The organism is Sphingomonas tagetis (genome assembly GCF_024211275.1).
In the GTDB taxonomy this organism is placed as follows: domain Bacteria; phylum Pseudomonadota; class Alphaproteobacteria; order Sphingomonadales; family Sphingomonadaceae; genus Sphingomonas; species Sphingomonas tagetis.
Genome location: NZ_JAMLDX010000003.1, coordinates 68136 through 89426 on the forward strand (window position 1 = coordinate 68136; position 21291 = coordinate 89426).

Here is a 21291-nt window from a genome sequence, read left to right on the forward strand (position 1 = left end):
CCTTACACGTCGTTCGCCGAATTGTAGACGCCCACGTCCATCTCCTTCTCCCAGCGAGCAACCGCGGTGGCGATGGCGAGGTCGGCGGTGACGTTGGGCACGGTGCGGGTCATGTCGAGGATTCGGTCGAACGGCAGGATGAAGCCGACGATGATCGCGGTCTGCTCGGGCGTGATCCCGATCGCATGCAGCACAGCGGCGAGCACGAACAGCGATCCCGAGGGCACCGGCGCCACGCCCATCGCGACGATCGTGGTGGTCGCGGCGATGATGAGATAATCGGCCCAGCTCAGATCCACGCCGAACGCCTGCGCCGAGAACAGCGTCAGCATCGCGACATACATCGCTGCGCCGTCCATGCCGATCGTCGCGCCCAGCGGCAGCACGGTCGACGCGACCGGCTTGGACACGCCAAGGTTGCGCTCGGCCACCCGGATCGCGACCGGCAGCGTGGCCGAACTCGACGAGGTCGAGAAGCCGACCATGATCGCATCGGCAATGCCGCGGAAGAAGGGCAAGGGCGGCAGCCAGGCGAGCAGCCGCACCACGATCAGCCCATGGATCACCAGCGTGATGACCGCCGATCCGATGACCACGCAGATCGCCAGCTTGAGCACCGCGAGGAAGCTCGACGGGCCACTGGTGCCCATCACCACCGCGACCAATGCGAACACGCCGAACGGCGCGGTCTCCATCACGAAGCCGACGATCTTGAGCATCACTTCCGAGCCGCCGGCGAGCAGCTGGCGCACCGGCTCGGCACCCTTGCCCGCAGCGATCACGCCGGCGCCGACCAGCACCGCGAAGAAGATCACTGCCAGCGTCTTGCCCTCGGCCATCGCCGCGATCGGATTGTCAGGAATGATCTCGATGAACATGCGCGCGGTGTCGGGCGGCGTGCCCATTGCCTTGGGCACGGCATCGGCAAAGGTCGCGCCGATCCCCGGCCCGATCAGCGTCGCGACGGCGAGACCGACGCCGACCGCGAGCGCGGTGGTGAACACGTACATCGCCAGTGTCTTGACGCCGATGCTGCCGAGCCGCTTGGGATCGGCGAGCGCGGCGACGCCCGAGGCGATGGTGAGGAAGACCAGCGGCACCACCAGCATCCGGATCAGCCGCACGAACAGCTCGCCGATCCACGCGATCGAAGTCGCGCCCTCACCCCAGGCGAGTCCCGCGACAGCGCCCAGCACCAGTGCCACCAGGATGCGCTTCCACAGCGCGATGCCGAACCACCCGCGCACCGTCCGGCGCAGCGGACCGGGGCGGTCGGGCGTCTCCACGGGATCGGGCGCAATCGTCTCGGTCATCGCGGACAGCTCCATTGCGGTTGGCGCGGCTTGGCCAGCGGGCGGCCGGCGAACACACCGGTCAGCCCGCCCTTGTCCACCGCCATGCGGCCGTTGACCAGCACATAACGCACGCCGGACGAGGGCCGATCCGGCGTGTCATAGGTGGCGCGCTCGCCATAGGCGGCGGCGTCGAAGACCGCGATGTCGGCGAACTTGCCCGGCGCCAGCACGCCGCGGTCGGGCAGGCCGAGGATGCGTGCGGTTTGCGACGCGGCGCGCTCGACGAACTGCGCAGGCGTCATTACTTGCTTTTCGCGCACGAACAGCCGCCAGCGCCGCGCGAAGCTGCCCATGCGGCGCGGATGCCCTGCGGTGGCGTCGGACGAGGCGACCACCCAGGGCTGGCGCGCGAACGCCTCGATATCCGGTGCGATCATGTTGAAGCTCGCGATCATCGCCGCCGGCTCGGCGATCAGCAGCCGGATCGCGGCATCGAGCGGCGCAATAGACCATCCGCGCGCGATGGCGTCGAGCCGCTTGCCCTTGTGGGCGCCGCTGACCAGCAGGATCGCGTTGGCGCCGCCCCGGATGCGCAGCTGCTCGGTCATCTCGGCGCGCAGCCCGGCGTCGGCGCGATCGAGCCGGGCGACCATCGCCGCACTGCCGCCGTCCTGCGTGCGGTGCGGCACCAGCGCCGCAGCGAGCGTCGTGCTCGATGCTTCCCACGGATATTGATCGGCGGTGATCGCGACCCCGCTCGCCTGCGCCTGCCTGATCCGTGCGATCACCTTGGGCGCCATGCCCTGCGCGTCGACGCCCAATGCCTTGATGTGCGCGATGTGCAGCGGCAGCGTGCCCTGTCGTGCGATCCCGATCGCCTCGTCGATCGCCGCCATCAGCCCGATCGAGGTGCTGCCCTCGTCGCGCAGATGCGTCTCGTACATCCCGCCATAGCGCCCGGCGACCTTGGCCAGGGCGCTCACCTCGGCGGTCTTCGCGAAGCTCTGCGGCGCGTAATAAAGGCCCGCGGACAGGCCGAGCGCGCCACCGCACATCGCCCTGGCGACGAGCTGGCCCATCCGCGCCTGCTCGTCCGCTGTGGGCACGCGGTCGCGGTTGCCGACCACCGCCAGCCGCACTTCGCCGAAGCCGACGAAGCTCGCCACGTTCACCCCGGGCGGCTGTGCGGCGAGGCGGGCGAACAGGGCCCCGCTATCGACATCGCCGCCGCCGTCATTGCCGATCGCGATGCTGGTCACGCCCTGCAGCAGATGGTTGGCAAGCGTCCTCCGCGCCGGATCGGCGGCGCGTGCGTCGGGGCCGCTGTGTGTGTGCGGATCGATGAAGCCGGGCGTGACGGTCAGGCCCGCCGCGTCGATCGTGCGGCGCGCGGTGGCGCCGGCCGGGCGCTTGCCGACAAAGACGATGCGGTCGCCGCGGATGCCGATGTCCGCGACGCGCGGTGCTCCGCCCTGGCCATCGATCACACGCCCGTTCGCGATCAACAGATCGAGCGGGGGTTCGCGCTGCGTCGGCGCTGCAGCCGTGAACAGCGCGAGGGCCGCGGCGATGGCTGAAGCGGCAAAATGCATCAATGCTTCTCCTCGATCAGACGCGCGACGCGCGCCGCCGAGCCCGCCGCATAGGTCCAGCCGAGCCCGCCATGCCCGGTATTGGCGATCACCCCTGGCGCGATCGGGCGCGTGACCGGCAGCGAATCCGGCGTCGTCGGGCGCAGGCCGGTCCAGCTCGACTCGATCTGATCATAGTGCGCCGCGTCCGGCAGCGCCTCACGCGCGCTCGCGATCAGCGTCGCGAGTCGCGCCGGGTCGACATCCCGGCTGCGGTTGCCGAGCTCGGCCAGCCCCGCAATGCGCATGCGCTCGCCGAGCCGGCAGAACACCACGCGGTTGGCGACATCGGTGATGCTGACGCCGGGCGCGGACGGGCCGGGCCGGGCGGTAATCGAATAGCCTTTCACCGGCTGGATCGGCAGCCGCACGCCGAACGCGCGCGCCAGCTTGGGCGAGTCCACGCCGGCGCACAGGATGATGCGGTCCGCACGCCACACCCGGCCGTCGCGGGCGATGGCACGCGGACTGCCCCCTGCCTCGATCCGCACGATCTCGACCCCACAGACGACCTGCTGACCCTGCCCGGCCAGCACGTCGCGCACTGCCATGCAGAAGAGATGCGGGTCGCCCGTCTCCTCTTCGGGCGTATGCAGCGCGCCGGCGATCCGGCCGCGCACCGCATCAAGCATCGGCTCGACCGCGACCGCCTCACCGGCGCTCAGCACGTGCTGAACGATCGGCGCGGCTTGCGCCTTGAGCGCGGCGAGTATTCGCGCCGCGGCGAAGCTCGCCTCGGTGCGGTAGAGATGGAGCTTGCCAGGCATCGCATGGCCGAAGCGCAGGCCGTGCCGGGCGATCAGCGCGTACAACGCCTCGCGCGATTCAAAGGCTAGCGTCAGCCCGGCCAGCGTGTTGCGCGTGAAGCCATCCGCATTGGCGTTGCGCAGAAAGGCGAGCCCCCATCGCACGAAGTCGGGGTCGAAATGCGGCGTGAGCCGGAAGGCCGGATCGAGCGCGAGCAACAGGCGCGGCAGCTGGCGGCGCACCGCCGGACTCGCCAGCGCGTCGGTATAAGCGTAACTCAGCTGCGCGCCGTTGGCGAAGGAGGTGCCGCGGCCGGGCTCCGGCGCCGAATCCAGCACGGTCACCCGATGCCCGCGGTCGACGAGCGTCAGTGCGGTGGCCATGCCGACCACGCCCGCGCCGATCACGATGATGTCGCGCCCGCTCATTTCCGGCCCCGCTGCACGCGATAGTCCGAGGGCACAATGCCCGCGCGGTTCATCTTGTCGTACAGCGTCTTGCGCGGCACGCGGAGCAATTCCATCGCGCGGGCAACGCTGCCATTCGCCTGGGTCAGCGCCTCGCGCACCAGCATTTCCTCATAGGCGCGGATGCGTTCGGCAAGTCCGAGTTCGGGTGCCTCCCATGCGCCGGTGCCTGCGATGTCGAGCACCGCGCTGAACGCGAAGTTGCGCAATTCGCGCACGTTGCCCGGCCAGTCATGCTCGATCAGGCGGCGGCGCACGGCGTCGGTGATGCGGAACTCGGCCTGCCCGGTCTGCGCCGCCGCCTCGCGCACAAAGGCCGCGAAGAGCGGGGCGATATCCTCGCGCCGCTCGCGCAGCGGCGGCAGCGACAGGCGGACGACGTTAAGGCGGAAATAAAGGTCGCGGCGGAACTGGCCCTGCTCGATCAGCGCTTCGAGGCCCGGCTTGGCCGATGCAATGACCCGCAGGTCGAGCGGGACCGGGCGCTGCCCGCCGATGGGGAGGACTTCTCTTTCCTCCAGGACTCGCAAGAAACGCGATTGGACGCTTAGCGGCATCGAGTCGACATCGTCGAGGAACAAGGTGCCGCGGTTCGACTGTTCGATGCGACCGGTGCGGGCGAAACGTCCATTGGGAACCGCGTCGGCGGCGTGGCCGAACAATTCGACTTCGGCATAGGCCTCGGGCAGCGCGGCGCAGTTGACGGCGACGAAGGCGCGCGCGCTGCGCGGCGAACCGCGGTGGAGCATTGCCGCGACTAGCTCCTTGCCGGTGCCCGTCTCGCCCTCGATCAGCACGTCGATCTCGGCGCGCGCGACCTGCGCGATCGTCTCGCGCAGGCGGACCATTGCGGGGCTGTCGCCGATCAGCGGGCTCTCGGACCGAGCTTCGATGCGCAGGCGGCGGTTGTCGAGGACGAGCGCGCGAGCGTTCAGCGCTTTGCCGGCCGACGCGGCGAGATGACCCGCGGCGAAGGGCTTGGCAAGGAAGTCGAACGCGCCGTCCTGCAACGCCTGCACCGCCATCGGCACGTCGCCATGGCCGGTGATGAGGATGACCGGGATTTCGGGGTCGATCGCGCGGATGCGGGCGAAGAATTGCAGCCCGTCCATCCCCGGCATGCGGATGTCGGTGACGACCGCGCCGGCGAAGCCGGGCGTGATCGCGCTCAGCGCCGCCTGTGCGCCGGCAAAGGGCCGCACCGCGAGCCCGGCCAGTTCGAGCGTCTGGACATTGGCCTCGCGCAGCGAGTCGTCATCGTCGACGAACAGGATCTCAGCCATTGGCAGCGTCCCTGAGCGCGATGCGGAACGCCGCGCCGCCGAGCGGGGAGGGGATCAGGCTCAGCTCGCCGCCGAAGTCGCGCGCGATGTTGCGTGCGATGGCGAGGCCGAGACCGAGGCCCTCCTCGCGCCCGGTGACGAACGGCATGAATAGCTGGTCGGCCAGCGCGGCATCGACGCCGGGGCCATTGTCGGCGACATCGATGACAATGCAGTCCTGCTCGCGTGCCGCGGCAATGCGGATCGTCGCGGCGTCGCGCCCGCCCAGCGCATCGAGCGCGTTCTGGACGAGGTTGATGAGGATCTGTTCGAGCCGCACGCGGTCGGCGGTGACCTGCAACCCGGTTTCGCCGCGACGCTCCAGCGTCACGCCCAGCGCGCGGACCCGGTCGCCGATCAGCAGCAAGGTGGAGTCGATCACGCCATCGACCGATACCGCGCCGATCTCCGGCGTGCGGCGGCGCGCGAAATCGCGCAGCTCGGACGTGATCGTGCCGATGCGTTGCGTCAGCTCGACGATCCGCCCGAGATTGCCCTCCGCCTTCGCGCCGTCGCCGCGCATCAGGAACGCCTGCGCATTTTCGGCGAAGCTGCGGATCGCCGCGACCGGCTGGTTGATCTCGTGCGCCACGCCGGCGGTGATCTGGCCGAGCGAGCCGAGCCGTGCGGCCTGAGCGAGCTCCTCGCGCGCTTCGCGGTAACGGCGGTCGGCGCGCGCGCGTTCTGCGCTCTCGGCGAGCAGCTGGGCATTGCTCTCGCGCAGTTCGGCAGTGCGCTCGGCGACCTGGCCTTCGAGTGCGCGCTGCGCGGCGACCTGAAGCATGTGCCGCTCGCGGGCGCGCCACATCAGTAGTAGCACGCCCGCGATCAGGACGAGCGCGGCGAGCGTGACCAGCCGGGCATTGGCGTTGGCGCTGTTCACCGCGGGCGCGAGTGGCGCGATGGCGAGCAGCCGCGCGCCGTCCAGCGGGAGCGCCACGCTGGCCAGCCGCCCGCCGCGCGACGCGCCCGGCCAGGCAGCGGCGTTGCCGTCGAGCGTCAGCGGCAAGGGTGTGAGCGGCAGCGCGCCATATTGCCGTGTCGCGCGGATCGCCTCGCGCGCCTGCGGTCCCAGCGCGCCGAGCGTGCGGAACCGCCAGTCGGGACGGCTGGTGATGATGACCACGCCATGCGCGTCGGTGACGAGCGTCGTGCCCTGCTGCCGCGCCCAGGCGCGTTGCAGCGGCTCGAATTCGATCTTGACCACGATCACGCCGAGCGGCCGTGCCGCCGGGCCGATCCGCCGCGCGAGATAGAGTCCGGGCCGCCCGCTGACCGTGCCGAGCGCGAACAACTCCGCGCCGCCATCGCGCAACGCGTTGCGGAAATAGGGGCGGAAGCCGTAATTCTGGCCGACGAAGCTGGTCGTCAGCCGATAATTGCTCGCCGCCACGGTCCGCCCGTCCGGGGCGATGACATAGATGACGGCGGCATCGGTGCGCCTGGCCAGCAACTCCAGCCGGGCATTGACGCGCTCGACCGCCGCGTCGCCCGGCGTTTCGAGAATGGTGCGGACTTCGGGATATTCGGCCAGCACCAGCGGGAGCAGCCGGAACTTCTGCAATTCGCTCGACAGCAATCCGGCATTGTCGCGCGCAAGCTGCGCGGCGACGGCGTCGGTCGCCACCACCGCTTGCGCGCCGGCCCAGCGAAACGCGCCGAACGCGATGGCCGCGAGCAATGACAGGCTGGCGACAGCAAGGATGATTATACGCAGAGCTGGGCGAGTCGGTGCGCTGAGCATTCGTGTGGAATATCACACATTCTGCCGATTTGCTGTGTGGTTTTTCGCTCATGATCGCGGCTTGAGAAGCGCCGAGCGATGATCATTATCATCTTATATCAATAGCTTGATCGTCATTCCGACGCCAATTGGATTTCACGCCGGGGTCCGGCGATATTCCCTCCGCCGCCGCACGCGGCCAAGAGTAGCGCTGGTCAACAGCGTGAAGAGGGGATCCGAATGGCTGTCGCGTTGAACTATGCTGCCGAACCGGAGCCGCGCCGCACGGCGTGGTACGGGCAGCTCTATGTCCAGGTGCTGATCGCGATCGCGCTGGGCGTCACCATCGGCTATTTCTGGCCGGGCACCGGCGAGGCGTTGAAGCCGCTCGGCGACGCCTTCATCAAACTGGTCAAGATGATCATCGCGCCGGTGATCTTCCTCACCCTCGTCACCGGCATCGCCGGGATGAGCGAGCTGCGCTCGGTCGGCCGCGTCGCGGGCAAGGCCTTCGCCTATTTCCTGTTCTTCTCGACCCTCGCGCTGATCGTCGGGCTCATCGTCGCCAATGTGATTCAGCCGGGCGCTGGGATGAATATCGATCCCGCCAGTCTCGATACCGGCGCGGTCGAAACCTATGTCGCCAAGGCGCATGACAGCGGCATCGTCGAATTCCTCATGGCGATCATCCCGACCACGCTGGTTTCGGCGCTGGCCGGGGACGCACTGCTGCCGGTGCTGCTGGTCGCGATCCTGTTCGGCATCGCGCTGTCGATGGTCGGCGAGCCGGCCGCGCCGGTGCGCGACATGCTCGAGCGCGTCGGCCTGGTCGTGTTCAAGTTGGTCGGCATCCTGATGCGCGCGGCCCCGGTTGGCGCGTTCGGCGCGATGGCCTTCACCATCGGCAAATATGGCATCGACTCGCTCGCCAATCTCGCCGGCCTCGTCGCGACCTTCTATCTGACCTCGCTGATCTTCGTGCTGCTGGTGCTCGGCACCATGGCAAGGCTCACCGGCTTCTCGATTCTCAAGCTCATCCGCTACCTCAAGGCCGAGCTGCTGCTGGTGCTCGGCACCTCGTCGTCGGAAAGCGCGCTGCCCAGCCTGATGGAAAAGATGGAGCGCGCCGGCTGCCAGAAGTCGGTGGTCGGGCTGGTGGTGCCGACCGGCTATTCGTTCAACCTAGACGGCACCAACATCTACATGACGCTGGCGGCCTTGTTCATCGCGCAGGCGTGCAATGTCGACCTGTCGCTCGGCGACCAGATCGCGTTGCTGGCGATCGCGATGATCTCGTCCAAGGGCGCGGCGGGCGTGACCGGGGCGGGCTTCATCACGCTCGCCGCGACGCTCTCGATCGTGCCGTCAGTGCCGGTCGCGGGCATGGCGCTGATCCTCGGCATCGACCGCTTCATGAGCGAGTGCCGCAGCCTCACCAACTTCATCGGCAACGCCGTCGCGACGGTCGTCGTCGCGCGCTGGGACAATGCGCTCGACCGCGATGCGCTGAACCGCGCGCTCAACGGCGAGCCACCCGCAGGGCCGGCGCGGCCGGCCGAGGAAACCGATCCGGACTGACACGGACCCAAGACAGAGGACCGGGCGCAATGATCCGGCCTCTCAACCCAACAGGGGAGAAAATGAAATGACCGACACCCGCAAGCGCCAGCTGCTCCGTACCGGCACCGCGTTGTTCGCGCTGGCGATGGCGAGCCCCGCCTTCGCGCAGGATGGCGGCATGCCGCAGGGCGAGGACGGCGCCGCGCCCGCCGAGGAGATCGTCGTGGTCGGCAGCCAGATCAAGGGCACCGACATCACCGCGCTCCCCGTATCGGTGGTCGACCGCAACCAGATCGACGCCACCGGCGCACTGTCGGGCGACGATCTGATTCGCTCGATCCCGCAGGCGGGCGACGTCACCTTCAACGAAGCCAACAACCCGCAGACCAGCAATGCGGCGCGCGGCGACGTCAATTCGATCAACCTGCGCAACCTCGGCGTCGGCAATACGCTGACGCTGCTCAACGGCCGTCGGCTGGTCAATCACCCGACCAGCCAGGCAGGCGACGGCAATGTGCCGGTGCTGGGATACAATTCCAACGCGCTGCCGGTCGCGGGACTCGAGCGGCTCGAGATCCTGCGCGACGGCGCGTCGGCGATCTATGGCTCGGACGCGGTCGCCGGCGTGGTCAACACGGTGACGCGCGCCGACTATGACGGCGCCGAGTTGAACCTGCGCTATGGCTATGCCGAGGGGACCAGCCGCAAGGAGTTCGAGGGCACGGCGCTGGTCGGCAAGACGTTCAATGAGGGCCGCGGCAATTTCTCGCTGTTCGCCAACTATGTCCGCCGCACCGCGCAATATGCCGAGGATCAGCCGTACACGGCGACCGACAATCTGCTGTCGCTGTTCGCGGGCGATGCCGCCTTCGCCAGCAGCTTGGTCCCCGACGGCCGCGCGACGCAGAGCCCCTGGGCCAACCTCGCTGTTGTGAACGGCCCCGGCACGATCCGCCGCAACCCCGGCAATGTCGCGCTGACCACCGCGGCCGGCGCGTTCCACACCCAGTCCAGCGCCAACCCCGGCTGCGCGTTCACCGTCAACACCAATGTCTGCTACGGCACCGGCACGCGCGCGACTGCGACGACGCTGCGCAACGAGCGGTTCGACACCAAGCCGGGCACGACCGTCACGCCCTCGTTCAACCGCTATAATTTCATGTTCACCGGCAAATATGAGGTCAGCGATTCGGTCGAGCTGTACACGGAGCTCGGCTATTATCTCGCCGAGACGCGCCGGATTCAGCCGCCGACGATCAACCTCAACGCGATCGTGATCCCGGCGAGCAATTACTGGAACCCGTTCGGGCCGGTGACCTTCGCCAACGGCCAGGCCAACCCCAACCGCATCGCGGGGCTGACCAACGTGCCAGCCGCCGGGCTGCCGGTGCGACTGACGACCTACCGCTTCGTCGATGCCGGCAACCAGATCGTCAATGTCGAGAACTGGCAGTCGCGCTTCCTGTTCGGTGCGCGCGGCGAGTTTGGCGGTTTCGATTACGACACGGCGGTGTTGTATTCGGAGGCGCAGGCGCGCGACAGCTCGAACGCGATCGACATGACGCTGCTTCAGCGCAACCTCGCGCTCTCGACGCCGGACGCCTACAACCCGTTCAGCGGCGGCTGTTCGGCAACGCCGTCGCTCGGCGACTGTTCGCCGGCGAGCCAGGCGACGATCGACTCGTTCCAGGTCAATCTGGTGCGCAAGTCGAAGACCTCGCTGCTGCTCGGCGATTTCAAGCTCTCCAACAACCGGCTGTTCGAGCTGCCCGGCGGCAATCTCGGTATCGCCTTCGGGGTCGAGGCTCGGCGCGAGACTCAGGAGGATATCCGCGATCCGCGCCTCAACGGCACGATCACCTTCACCGACAGCGTCACCGGCGAGACCAATTTGTCGAACATCGCCGCGGTCAGCCCGACGCCGTCGGTGCGTGGCAGCCGCACGGTGCTGTCGGCGTTCGCCGAGCTCGCGGTACCGGTGATCTCGCCGGAGATGGATATTCCGCTGATCCACCGGCTCGACCTGCAGCTGGCCGGGCGGTTCGAGGAATATTCGGACTTCGGATCGGTGGCCAAGCCCAAGATCGCGGGCGCTTGGGATATCGTCGATGGCGTTCGGGTGCGCGGGTCGTGGAGCCAGGGCTTCCGCGCGCCGAACCTCGAACAGACCAAGACGGTGGCCTATTCGCGACTCAATTCGAACACCGACTATTATCGCTGCGAGGCGGACCTGAGAGCCGGGCGGATCGCGACCTATGGCGGCTGCCAGCGCGGGATCAGCTATGCCATCTTCATCAGCGGCAATCCGGACCTCAAGCCCGAGGAAAGCACCAACTGGACGGTGGGCACGGTGATCGAGCCCAAGTTCATCCCGGCCGAATATGGCAAGCTCACGCTGACCGCGGACTTCTGGTCGATCCAGCAGACCGGGATCGTCGGCCAGTTCGGCGCGCAGAACGCGCTGGTGCTCGACTATCTGCTGCGGCTGAGCGGGTCGAGCAACCCGAATGTGGTGCGCGCCGCGCCGACCGTGGACGACACGCCGGTGTTCGCCGGGACTGGCCTTGCGCCAGCGGGTGCGGTGACGCGGATCAACGACCAGTTCGTCAATTTGCTGCCGCAGACGGTGCAGGGCATCGACCTGGCGCTGATCTACAATGTCCGCACCGATATCGGCCGGTTCGAGTTCGCGCTCAACGGCGCGCGGCTGACCAAATTCTCGCGCGAGACGCCGCCGGCGGTGCAGGCGCTGTTCGACGCGCGTGCGGCCGGGCGGATCAACGCCGCGACGCCGCTGACCGACGCGAGCGACCTGATCGAGGACCGCGGCAAGCCCAAATGGCGCGTCACCGGTTCGCTCACCTGGAGCCACAAGGGCTTCCAGATCGGCGCGTTCGGCAATTATGTCGGCAAGGTTGAGGACACGTCCTTCCTCGATACCAACGGTAACCCGTACATCGTCGAGGGCCGCGCCTTCTTCAACCTCTACGGCCAGTATCGCGTGCGTAGCGGGCCGCTCGAGGATACGCGCTTCCGCATCGGCGCGCGCAACATCTTCGACACGCAACCGGGCATCGGTGCCGAGGGTTATCTGGGCTCGCTCTATGTGCCCTATGGCCGCTACCTCTATTTTTCGATCGGGAAGAAGTTCTGACGATGATGCGCTGGCTCGCCGTCCTGTTGCTGTTCCTCACCGCCGCGGTTCCGGCCGCGGCGCAGGGCGAGGTGATCAAGCTGTGGTCCGGCAAGATGCCGGGCGGCGGGGCGGTGACCGGGCCGGAAAAGGTCGGCAGCGAGGGCGCGGCGACCGGGGCGGTTTACAACGTGACGACCCCGCGCATGGTGGTCGTGCGGCCGAAAAACCCAAACGGCGCGGCGGTGCTGGTGATCGGTGGCGGTGGTTATTTCCGCATCCAGATCGGCAGCGCGGCGATGCCGGTCGCGCAGTGGCTGGCGGAGCAGGGCATCACCGCCTTCGTGCTCTATTACCGCCTGCCCGGTGACGGCTGGAATGCCGATGCGCCGTTCCAGGACGGGCAGCGCGCGATGCGGCTGCTGCGCGGCAACTGGAAGACGCTGGGGATCGATCCGAACAAGATCGGCGCGATCGGCTTTTCGGCGGGCGGGCATCTCGCCGGCACGCTGGCGACGCGCGGCGCGCATGATTTCTATGCCAAGGCCGATGCGGTCGACCGGCTGAGCGCGGTGCCGGACTTTGCCGGATTGATCTATCCGGTCGTGTCGATGCGCGCGCCGATCGACACGACGCGCACCTTTCGCGAGCTGAGCAAGCTGCCCAATTTCCGCGACGCCTATTCGCTCGAAAGCCATGTCACCACCGCGACGCCGCCGATCTTCCTCGCGCACGCCTCGGACGATCCGATCGCCGCACCCGAGCACAGCGTGCGTCTCCACGCCGCGATGCTCGCCGCCAAGCGCCCGGTCGAGCTGCACGTCTTCGAAAAGGGCGGCCACAGCTTCGGCCTCGGCAGGCGCGGCAGCCAGGTCGCGGCGTGGCCGCGGCTGTTCCTCACCTGGGCGCGTCATCATGACTGGGTGCCGGCACCGAAGAAGGATTGACCCCGGCGCGACTAGCCAGCGCTGTTTTACGCCGCTAGCACGGCTGAATGGGGAAGGGTGCCACCATCACCGACGTCGCCGACGCGGCGGGCGTTTCGATCCGCACCGTGTCGCGCGTGCTCAACCGTTCGACCAAGGTCAATGCCGAGACGCGCGAGCGGATCGAGGCCACGATTGCACGGCTCGGCTTCTCGCCCAGCGCGCGCGCGCGCGGCCTCGCCACCGGGCGGTCCTATCTGATCGGCATCATCCACAACGACCGCAACGCGCTCGTCCTCGACACCATCCAGCGCGGCGTCGTCGCCGAGGCGACCGCGCGCGGTTATGAGCTGGTCGTCCACCCGACGCCGACCGGCGATGACGGCTCGGTCGCCGATGTGCTCGATTTCGTCGGCCGCTCGCGCGTCGATGGCGTGGTGGTGATGCCGCCGGTGTCGGGCGTCGCGGGCATCGGCGACGCGCTGGCGGCGGCGGGCGTGCCGGCGGTGGCGCTGTCGGCCGCGCCGATCGGCGGCTTTGCGGCCTTGCTGGTCTCCAACGAGCGCGAGGCTGCGGCGGAGGTGGCGCGGCACTTCATCGGCCATGGCCACAGCCGCATCGCGATCATCAACGGCCCGCGTGGCGTGTTCTCCGCCTCGGAGCGGCGTGCAGGGTTCATCGCTGCGCTCAAGGCGGCGAAACTGTCGCTCGCGGGCGAGGCCGAGGGGGATTACGACTTCGAATCCGGCTATGCCGCGGCCGAGAAACTGCTTGCGCTCGATCCGCGCCCGACCGCGATCTTCGCCGCGAACGACATCATGGCGGCTGCCGTCGTCAAGGCGGCGGCGGCGCGCGCAATCGCAGTGCCGGGGCAGTTGTCTGTGGTCGGCTTCGATGGCTCGATGCTCGCACGGATGCTGACGCCGTCGCTGACCAGCGTGCACCGCCCGCTCGGCGACATGGCCGAGCTCGCGACGCGGCGGCTGATCGACATCGTCGAAAGCGAGCCCAACACCGTCGAGCTGGTGGCCGAACTGCGGTTGATCGAGGGTGGATCGAGTGGACCGGCGCCGGCTTAGGCCGGCTGGAGTTCGTACCCCGCCGGATCGGCCAGCGCGTCGTGCGCCCGCGCCACCGCACCGGTGAACCGTTCATCCTCGCTCAGCTCGCCGAATATCTCGCGCATGCTCAGGACCGCGCACCAGGCGCCGCCGGCCGCCAGCAGCCGCCCGGCGAGCGGATCGGTGATCGGGCTTCCACTCGCCGCCGCGCGCTCGATGAAGCGCAGCCACGCCGCGACCGGCACCGCCAGCCGGTCGAGCGGCCGCCCCGCCGCCAGCGCGTCGCGCGTGGTGTCGAGGATGCGATAGGGCAGCTTCTGCGAGCCATCCCAGGCGATCTGCGCCAATTTGTGTTCAATCGCCGGGTTGGCGAAGCGCGCGAGGATGTCGCCGACATAGCCGCCGAGGTCGAACCCGGCGGGCGCGGCGACCGATGGCGCGATATCCTCGCGCATCAGCCGCTCGACGAACCCGGCAAGGCGCGAGTCGGCCATCGCCTGCGCGACGCTGGCATGGCCAAGCCCCAGCCCGACATAGGCGAGCGTCGAGTGCGGCCCGTTGAGCAGCCGCAGCTTCGCCGCCTCGAACCCGTGCACATCGCGCGTGAAGGTGACGCCGGCGCGTTCCAGCTCGGGCCGTTCGCCCGCGAAATCATCCTCGATCACCCATTGCGTGAAGCGCTCGCGCTGGATCGGCCAGGCGTCTTCAAGCCCGGTCGCCGCCGCGACGCGCGCGCGCAAAGCGTCGTCGGTCGCGGGTGTGATCGAATCGACCATCGCGTTGGGGAAGCGGACTTCCTGTTCGATCCACTTCGCGGTGTCGGGATCGGTCGCCTGCGCGAACGCACGCACCGCCGCACCGAGCTTGCGGCCATTATCGGTCAGGTTGTCGCACGAGAGGATGGTCACACCGGGCAAGCCCTGCCGCCGCCGTTCGGCGAGACCGAGCGCGAGCCAGCCGATCACCGACTTGGGCGTCTGCGGCATATCGAGGTCCGCGACGATCGCTGGATGCGCGAGATCGAGTGCGCCGTCCGCGCCGAGGCAATAGCCCTTTTCGGTGACGGTCGTGCTGACGATCCGCGTCGCCGGCGCAGCCAGCGCGGCGAGGATCGCCTCGCGCTCGCCGCCGGTCAGCACGCGCTGGATCGATCCGATCACACGAAACTCGGTCTCCGCTTCGAGCAGCGCGAGCGTGTAGAGCCCGTCCTGCGGATTGAGCGCTTCGGCAACCGAGGTCGAATTGAGGCTGACCCCGGTGATTCCCCAGCGCGGGTCGCTTGCCAGCAGCGTGTCGAACGCCGCCGCCTGATGCGCGCGGTGGAAGGCACCTGGGCCGAAATGGACGACGCCGGCTTTGACCGAGGCGCGGTCATAGCCGGGCCGCGTGACCGATGCCGGCAGCTGGTCCAGCGTCGCGTTGGAGAGGCGGGTCATGCCGCCTCCGCCACCGGTAGCGCCGCGTCGAGCTTGTACGCCTTGCGCACCAGCCCATTGGTCAGCTCGTAAGCCAGTTCGGCGGCTTCCCAATCCTGCATCCGCCCTTCGGCGACGAGCCGCGCAAGGAATCCGCAATCGACTCGCCGCGCGACATCGTGCCGCGCCGGAATCGAGAAGAAGGCGCGCGTGTCGTCGTTGAAGCCGACCGTGTTGTAGAAGCCCGCCGTCTCGGTGGTCATCTCGCGGAAACGGCGCATGCCCTCCGGCGAATCGTGGAACCACCAGCTCGGCCCGAGCCGCAGGCAGGGATAATGACCGGCGAGCGGGGCGAGCTCGCGCGCATAGGTCGATTCATCGAGCGTGAAGAGAATGACGGTGAGGTCCGGCTCGTTGCCGACCAGGTCGAGCATCGGGCGCAGCGCCTCGACATATTCGGTGCGCGAGGGCACGTCGGCGCCCTTGTCGCGGCCATGGCTCGCGAACAGCTTCGCATTATGGTTGCGGCATGCGCCCGGATGGATCTGCATCGTCATGCCGTCCTCGACGCTCATCTTCGCCATTTCGGTGAGCATCTGCGCGCGGAACAGCTCGGCGTCCGCAGCGTCCCACTTGCCGGTCATGACGCGCCCGAACAGTGCCTCGGCGTCGGCGGTCGAAAGATTGGCGGTGCGCGCGGTTGCGAAGCCATGGTCGGTCGCGGTCGCCCCGGCGGTGCGGAAATCGGCGCGGCGCTTGCGGTGCGCGCGCAGATAGCCTTGCCAGTTCTGCACATCCTCGCCGGTCAGGTCGGCGAATTTGGTGAGCGCGGCGGCAAATTCCTCATGCTCGGGATCGATCACCGAATCCGGGCGATAGGTCGTCACGACCCTGCCAACCCAGCCCGATTTGCGAATCGCTGCGTGGTGCGTCAGCGGATCGTCGGCGCCCTCGGTGGTGGCGAGGAAGTCGATCCTGAACCGCTCGAACAGCGCGCGCGGGCGGTAACCCGGCGTCGCCAGCGCATCGGTGATAGTGTCGTAATAATGATCGGCGGTCGAAGCATCGAGCAGCCGGTCGATCCCGAACACATCGGCGAAGACATGGTCGAGCCACATGCGCGACGGCGTGCCGCGGAACAGGTGATAGTTGCTCGCGAACAGCCGCCACGCCGCGCGCGGATCGGTGTCCGGCACCACGCCATTGCGGCGCGGCACGCGCAGCGCGTCGAGGTCGATGCCCTGGCTGTAGAGCATGCGGAAGACATAGTGATCGGGCGCGAGGAACAGCTCGGTCGCGTTGGCCCATGGCGAATCGGTCGCGAACCATTCGGGGTCGGTATGGCCGTGCGGGCTGACGATCGGCAGCTGCGCGATTGTGTCGTAGAGTTCGCGCGCGATGCCGCGAGTCGTCGGATCGGCAGGAAACAGGCGGTTGGGGTCGAGGGTCAGGGGGTGCATCACGCTCTCCTTTTGCCGACCGGTTAGCGTCTTGTGCCAGCGCTGGCAACAGCGTATTGGAGCGCCATGTCGATGATCACCGAAGACCTGCCGCTGGCGATGCGCATCGCCGATGAAGACGATGTCGCCGTCGCGCTTGCGCCGCTGGAAGCGGGCGATGAGGTGCACGTCGGGGGCGTGAGCGTGCGGCTGGCGGATGCGATTCCGCGTGGCCACAAATTCGCGCTGCGTGACGTGGCAGCCGGGGCGAAGGTGCATCGCTATCGCGCGCCGTTCGGCATCGCCACGCGCGACATTGCGGCGGGCGAGCATGTCCATGTCCACAATGTGAAGACCGCGCTGTCGGGCGAGCTGGCGTACCGGTTCGAGGGCGCACAGGTGGGGCATGACGTCGAGTCGCGCCACAGCTTCCTCGGCTATCAGCGTGCCGACGGCAGCGTCGGCACGCGCAATGAATTGTGGATTCTCCCGACGGTCGGCTGTGTCGGCCGCCTGGGCGAACGGCTGGCGATGAAGGCCGAGGCGATCGCGCAAGGCCGCATCGACGGCGTCCATGCCTTCAACCACCCGTTCGGCTGCTCGCAGCTCGGCGCCGATCTCGACGGCACTGCCGCGATTCTCGCCGCGCTCGCGCAGAACCCCAATGCCGGGGGCGTGCTGGTGCTGGGCCTCGGCTGCGAATCGAACCAGCTCGACGCGTTGATGGCGCGCATCCCGGAGGCACGCCGCGACCGCATCCGCACCGTCCGCGCGCAGAGCGAAGGCGACGAGTTCGAGGCGGGCATCGCCGCGATCGAGGATTTGGTCGCGATCATGGCCACCGACCAGCGCAGCGAAGTGCCGCTCTCGGCACTGCGGCTCGGCGTCAAATGCGGCGGGTCGGATGCGATGAGCGGACTCACCGCCAATCCCCTGATCGGGCGCATGGCCGATGCCGTGACTGGCGAGGGCGGCAGCGCGATCCTCACCGAAATCCCCGAGATGTTCGGCGCCGAGGGGCTGTTGCTGGCGCGCGCCGAGAGCGAGGCTGTGTTCGACCGGCTGACTGAGGTGGTCAACCGCTTCAAGCGCTACTTCCTCGACCATGGCGAGCCGGTGTCGGAGAACCCCTCGCCCGGCAACATCGCCGGCGGCATCACCACGCTGGAGGAAAAGTCGCTCGGCGCGGTGCAGAAGGGCGGCGTCGCCACGGTTAGCGACGTGATCGACTATGGCGCGCGCATCACGAAGGCAGGGCTGACGGTGCTCGAGGCGCCGGGCAACGACGCGGTCTCGACCACCGCGCTCGCCGCCGCGGGGGCGACGCTGACCTTGTTCTCGACCGGGCGCGGCACGCCGCTCGGCAGCCCGGTGCCGACGATGAAGATCGCGTCGAACAGCGATCTGGCCAGCCGTAAGCCGGGCTGGATCGACTTCGACGCCGGGGCCGTGCTGCGCGACGGGATGGATGCCGCCGCCGACGCGCTGCTCGACCGGATCATCGCGGTTGCGAGCGGCGAGCCCGCGCGCAACGAGGTCAATGACGAGCGCGCCATCGGTATCTGGAAACGCGGCGTGACGCTGTAAGGCGGAACCTTGGCGTTGCCGCGCGTTTGGAGCGGTAACGCGAGGGAGACCGCCGCATGCCCGATTACGCCGTCGACCGTCTGGTGCTGGTGCCCGACGATGTCGACCTGTCGCGCTCACCGCTCGCCGGGCAGCTCGATGCCGAGACCTATGTGCTCGGCGCGTTCAACCCGGCGCTGACGCGGCTGCCGGGCGGCAACCTCGTGATGTTCGTGCGCGTCGCCGAGGCGCTGCGCCAGCCGGTTCGCGATCGCCATGTCCATGCGATCCGCTGGCACGACGGCGGCTATGTCCTCGACGCCTGGCCGCTCGATCGGGTCGATACCGTCGATCCGCGCCAGTTCGTCGTCCACGGCCAGGGGTGGAAGGTGCTGGGGCTGACCTCGCTGTCATGGATCCTGCCGGTCGAGCTGACCGCGGACGGGCTGGAGGTCGTCGCCTTCCACTATGACAAGGCGATCGCGCCGCAGGGCAGCTGGCAATGCTACGGCATCGAGGATCCACGCGTGTCCAGGGTCGGCGAGCGCTGGCTGATGACCACCTGCTCGGTCAGCCCCGAGCGGCATTCGACCACGCTCTACAGCTCGGACAACGGCCTCGACTTCACCTTCGAGGGCATCGTGCTCGATCACCAGAACAAGGACATGCTGATCTTCGAAGGGCTGATCGATGGACAATATTGGGCGCAGACGCGGCCGCTCGGCGATCTCTATTTCGCCTACCCGCCGGGCAGCGAATGGCGCGCCGGGCCGTCGATCAACCTCGCCACCTCGCCCGATTCGCTGCACTGGAAGCCGCATCTTCAGCCCGGCCTCCGCCCGCACGCCGCGACGATCGCCACCGCGCGGATGGGTGGCGGCGCCCCGCCGGTGCTGACGCCGGACGGCTGGCTGACTTTGTGGCACGGGGTCGAGCCGGGCGGCGACGTCGGCATCTATCGTACTTATTGGTCGCTGCTCGACCGCGACGATCCGGCGCGCGTCATCCGCAGCGAGCATGCGCCGCTGCTCGAAGCCAACCCCGCGCTGACCGTGCCGATCGACCATCAAATATATCTGCGCGACGTCGTGTTCACGACCGGAATCGCCGATGGCGGAGACCATTATGTCGTCGCGTCGGGCGAGGCCGATCTGGCCTGCCGCATCACGCACATTCCCAAATCGACGTTTGCGATGGGCTGAGTCGTGCTTTGCCGCAGCGCAAAAGCACCGCGGGTGGCGGATTGTTCAGTCAATTTGAAAACAAGCTTCGTGCGCTCAAGAACAAATTGAATAACAAAGATTTATTTCTCGAAACCGCGGCGCTCAGCCGGGCACTTCCCGATCATCGCCCGTAACATTTTTTGCTGCGTCGCAAAAAACCTCTTGTGCGAATCGCGTTTTGTGCAATCAATGGGCGTGACGCAGCCGGTTCCGCCCAGCGTGGGGTGAACGAGAAAGAGCTCGTCGATCAGCAACAGCGCGTGGCAACGAAGCCGCCCGATTATGACCCGCTCAGGGTCAGGTCGAGGTGGCTTTTTTGCGTCTGCGCCGCACAGGGGGTCAAGACGCGATGGACGCAATTTCGGGATTTCGAATCAACCGGCGGGCAGTCACCGCCGTCGTCATCGCCAGCGTGGCGCTGGCCGGGTGCGGCAAGGGCGAGGCGCCTGCCGGGGGCGGCGATCTCGCCAAACTCGCGGCGGAGAAGGGGATCGAAAAGTCCAATCTCAAGCTCGGCTTCATCAAGCTGACCGACATGGCGCCGCTCGCCATCGCGAAGGAGAAGGGCTTCTTCGCGGAAGAGGGCCTCAACGTCACGCTGGAGCCGCAGGCGAACTGGAAGGTGCTGCTCGACGGCGTCTCGGGCGGCCAGCTCGACGGCGCGCACATGCTCGCCGGGCATCCGCTCGCCTCCGCTGCCGGGATCGGCTCCAAGGTCAAGATCGTCACGCCGATGTCGCTCGACATCAACGGCAAGGCGGTGACCGTGTCCAACCGCGTCTATGACATGATCGCGCCGAGCCTGCCCAAGGGCGCCGACGGCAAATTCGCGCAGCCGGTCTCGGCGGCAGCGCTCAAGCCGGTGGTCGCCAAGTTCAAGGCCGAGGGCAAGCCGTTCAAGATGGGCATGGTGTTCCCCGTCTCGACGCACAATTACATCCTGCGTTACTGGCTCGCCGCGGGCGGGCTCAACCCCGGCTTCTATCTGCCCGGCGACACGGCAGGCGTCACCAGCGCCGAGGTCCAGCTGTCGGTCACGCCGCCGCCGCAGATGCCGGCGACGCTCGAGGCCGGGACGATCGAGGGCTATTCGGTCGGCGAGCCGTGGAACCAGGCGTCGGTCGCCAAGAAGATCGGCCATCCGATCATCGTCGATCCGGACATCGCCGGCCTGACCGGCGACAAGGTGTTCGGCCTGACCGAGGAGTTCACGAAGAAGAACCCCAAGACTACCCAGGCGATCCTGCGCGCGCTGATCCGCGCCGCGATGTGGCTCGATGCCGAGAACGGCAAGAACCGCGCCGAGGCGGTCAAGATCCTGGCATCGCCCAAATATGTCGGCGCCGACGAAAAGGTGCTGATGGCGTCGATGACGGGCAAGTTCACCTTCGCCGAAGGCGACACGCGCGATACGCCCGAGTTCAACCTCTTCTTCAGCCAGGAGGCCAGCTATCCCTTCTATTCGGACGGAATCTGGTTCCTGACGCAGATGCGCCGCTGGGGTCAGATCGCCGAGAGCAAGGCCGACGCCTGGTATCTCGACACGGTCAAGGCGGCGTACCGCCCCGACCTGTACATGGCGGCCGCCAAGTCGCTGGTCGCGGACGGCAAGGCTGACGCCTCGGCCTTCCCGGAGAGCGACGGCTTCCGCACCTACACCAAGCCGGCGATCGACCGCATGGCGTTCGATCCGCGCAAGCCCGCCGCTTATGCCGCCAGCTTCGCGATCGGCCTGAAGGACGGCCAGACCGTGACGCCGGCCGGCGTCAAATAAGGACTGCAT

The 21291-nt window shown here is 68.0% G+C and carries 15 protein-coding genes; 7 read left to right on the forward strand and 8 right to left on the reverse strand.

Going from position 1 to position 21291, the window contains the following annotated elements; all coding sequences use genetic code 11:
• Nucleotides 1-2: 2 nt before the first annotated feature.
• From M9978_RS05045 to M9978_RS05065, 5 genes are read right to left on the reverse strand one after another with little or no spacing between them, the layout of a single operon-like run.
• Complete coding sequence (locus M9978_RS05045) at nt 3-1313, reverse strand: dicarboxylate/amino acid:cation symporter (protein WP_254291887.1); 1311 nt, start codon at nt 1311-1313, stop codon at nt 3-5.
• Nucleotides 1310-2887 carry an N-acyl-D-amino-acid deacylase family protein gene (locus tag M9978_RS05050; RefSeq protein ID WP_254291888.1) on the reverse strand — a complete coding sequence of 526 codons (1578 nt, stop codon included), beginning with the start codon at nt 2885-2887 and terminating at the stop codon, nt 1310-1312. The genes M9978_RS05045 and M9978_RS05050 overlap by 4 nt, the downstream gene beginning before the upstream one ends.
• Entirely contained in the window at nt 2887-4101 is a 1215-nt protein-coding gene (locus M9978_RS05055) for an FAD-dependent oxidoreductase (protein WP_254291889.1), read from the reverse strand. Before M9978_RS05055 ends, M9978_RS05050 begins: the two co-directional genes overlap by 1 nt.
• On the reverse strand, nt 4098-5423 hold the full coding sequence (locus M9978_RS05060) for a sigma-54-dependent transcriptional regulator (protein ID WP_254291890.1): 1326 nt from the start codon (nt 5421-5423) through the stop codon (nt 4098-4100). The genes M9978_RS05055 and M9978_RS05060 overlap by 4 nt, the downstream gene beginning before the upstream one ends.
• Nucleotides 5416-7143, reverse strand: a complete 1728-nt coding sequence (locus tag M9978_RS05065; protein ID WP_254291891.1) for a sensor histidine kinase — start codon at nt 7141-7143, stop codon at nt 5416-5418. The genes M9978_RS05060 and M9978_RS05065 overlap by 8 nt, the downstream gene beginning before the upstream one ends.
• A gap of 282 nt (nt 7144-7425) precedes the next feature.
• Between M9978_RS05065 and M9978_RS05070 the strand changes: the two genes are divergently transcribed.
• From M9978_RS05070 to M9978_RS05085, 4 genes are all read left to right on the forward strand, one after another.
• On the forward strand, nt 7426-8763 hold the full coding sequence (locus M9978_RS05070; RefSeq protein WP_254291892.1) for a dicarboxylate/amino acid:cation symporter: 1338 nt from the start codon (nt 7426-7428) through the stop codon (nt 8761-8763).
• Between the two features lie 67 nt (nt 8764-8830).
• On the forward strand, nt 8831-11899 hold the full coding sequence (locus tag M9978_RS05075; protein WP_254291893.1) for a TonB-dependent receptor domain-containing protein: 3069 nt from the start codon (nt 8831-8833) through the stop codon (nt 11897-11899).
• Between the two features lie 2 nt (nt 11900-11901).
• Nucleotides 11902-12825 (forward strand): alpha/beta hydrolase, encoded by a 924-nt coding sequence (locus M9978_RS05080; RefSeq protein WP_254291894.1) that lies wholly within the window; start codon nt 11902-11904, stop codon nt 12823-12825.
• Nucleotides 12826-12872: 47 nt separating this feature from the next.
• Nucleotides 12873-13883: a LacI family DNA-binding transcriptional regulator gene (locus M9978_RS05085; protein ID WP_254291895.1), complete on the forward strand. Its 1011-nt coding sequence runs from the start codon at nt 12873-12875 to the stop codon at nt 13881-13883.
• Here the strand turns inward: M9978_RS05085 and M9978_RS05090 are convergent.
• Together M9978_RS05090 and uxaC are read right to left on the reverse strand one after the other, a co-directional pair.
• Complete coding sequence (locus tag M9978_RS05090) at nt 13880-15301, reverse strand: mannitol dehydrogenase family protein (RefSeq protein WP_254291896.1); 1422 nt, start codon at nt 15299-15301, stop codon at nt 13880-13882. The genes M9978_RS05085 and M9978_RS05090 overlap by 4 nt on opposite strands.
• Nucleotides 15298-16740, reverse strand: coding sequence for a glucuronate isomerase (gene uxaC, locus M9978_RS05095; protein ID WP_254291897.1), 1443 nt, complete (start codon nt 16738-16740; stop codon nt 15298-15300). Before uxaC ends, M9978_RS05090 begins: the two co-directional genes overlap by 4 nt.
• 66 nt (nt 16741-16806) lie before the next feature.
• Between uxaC and M9978_RS05100 the strand changes: the two genes are divergently transcribed.
• On the forward strand, nt 16807-18306 hold the full coding sequence (locus M9978_RS05100; protein ID WP_254291898.1) for a UxaA family hydrolase: 1500 nt from the start codon (nt 16807-16809) through the stop codon (nt 18304-18306).
• A gap of 56 nt (nt 18307-18362) precedes the next feature.
• Complete coding sequence (locus tag M9978_RS05105) at nt 18363-19487, forward strand: glycoside hydrolase family 130 protein (protein ID WP_254291899.1); 1125 nt, start codon at nt 18363-18365, stop codon at nt 19485-19487.
• A gap of 101 nt (nt 19488-19588) precedes the next feature.
• Here the strand turns inward: M9978_RS05105 and M9978_RS05110 are convergent, their stop codons facing one another.
• Nucleotides 19589-19762 carry a hypothetical protein gene (locus tag M9978_RS05110; protein WP_254291900.1) on the reverse strand — a complete coding sequence of 58 codons (174 nt, stop codon included), beginning with the start codon at nt 19760-19762 and terminating at the stop codon, nt 19589-19591.
• A 95-nt stretch (nt 19763-19857) separates the two neighbouring features.
• Here M9978_RS05110 and M9978_RS05115 point away from each other — a divergent pair, with 95 nt between their 5' ends.
• Nucleotides 19858-21282: a CmpA/NrtA family ABC transporter substrate-binding protein gene (locus tag M9978_RS05115; protein WP_254291901.1), complete on the forward strand. Its 1425-nt coding sequence runs from the start codon at nt 19858-19860 to the stop codon at nt 21280-21282.
• Nucleotides 21283-21291 lie beyond the last annotated feature (9 nt).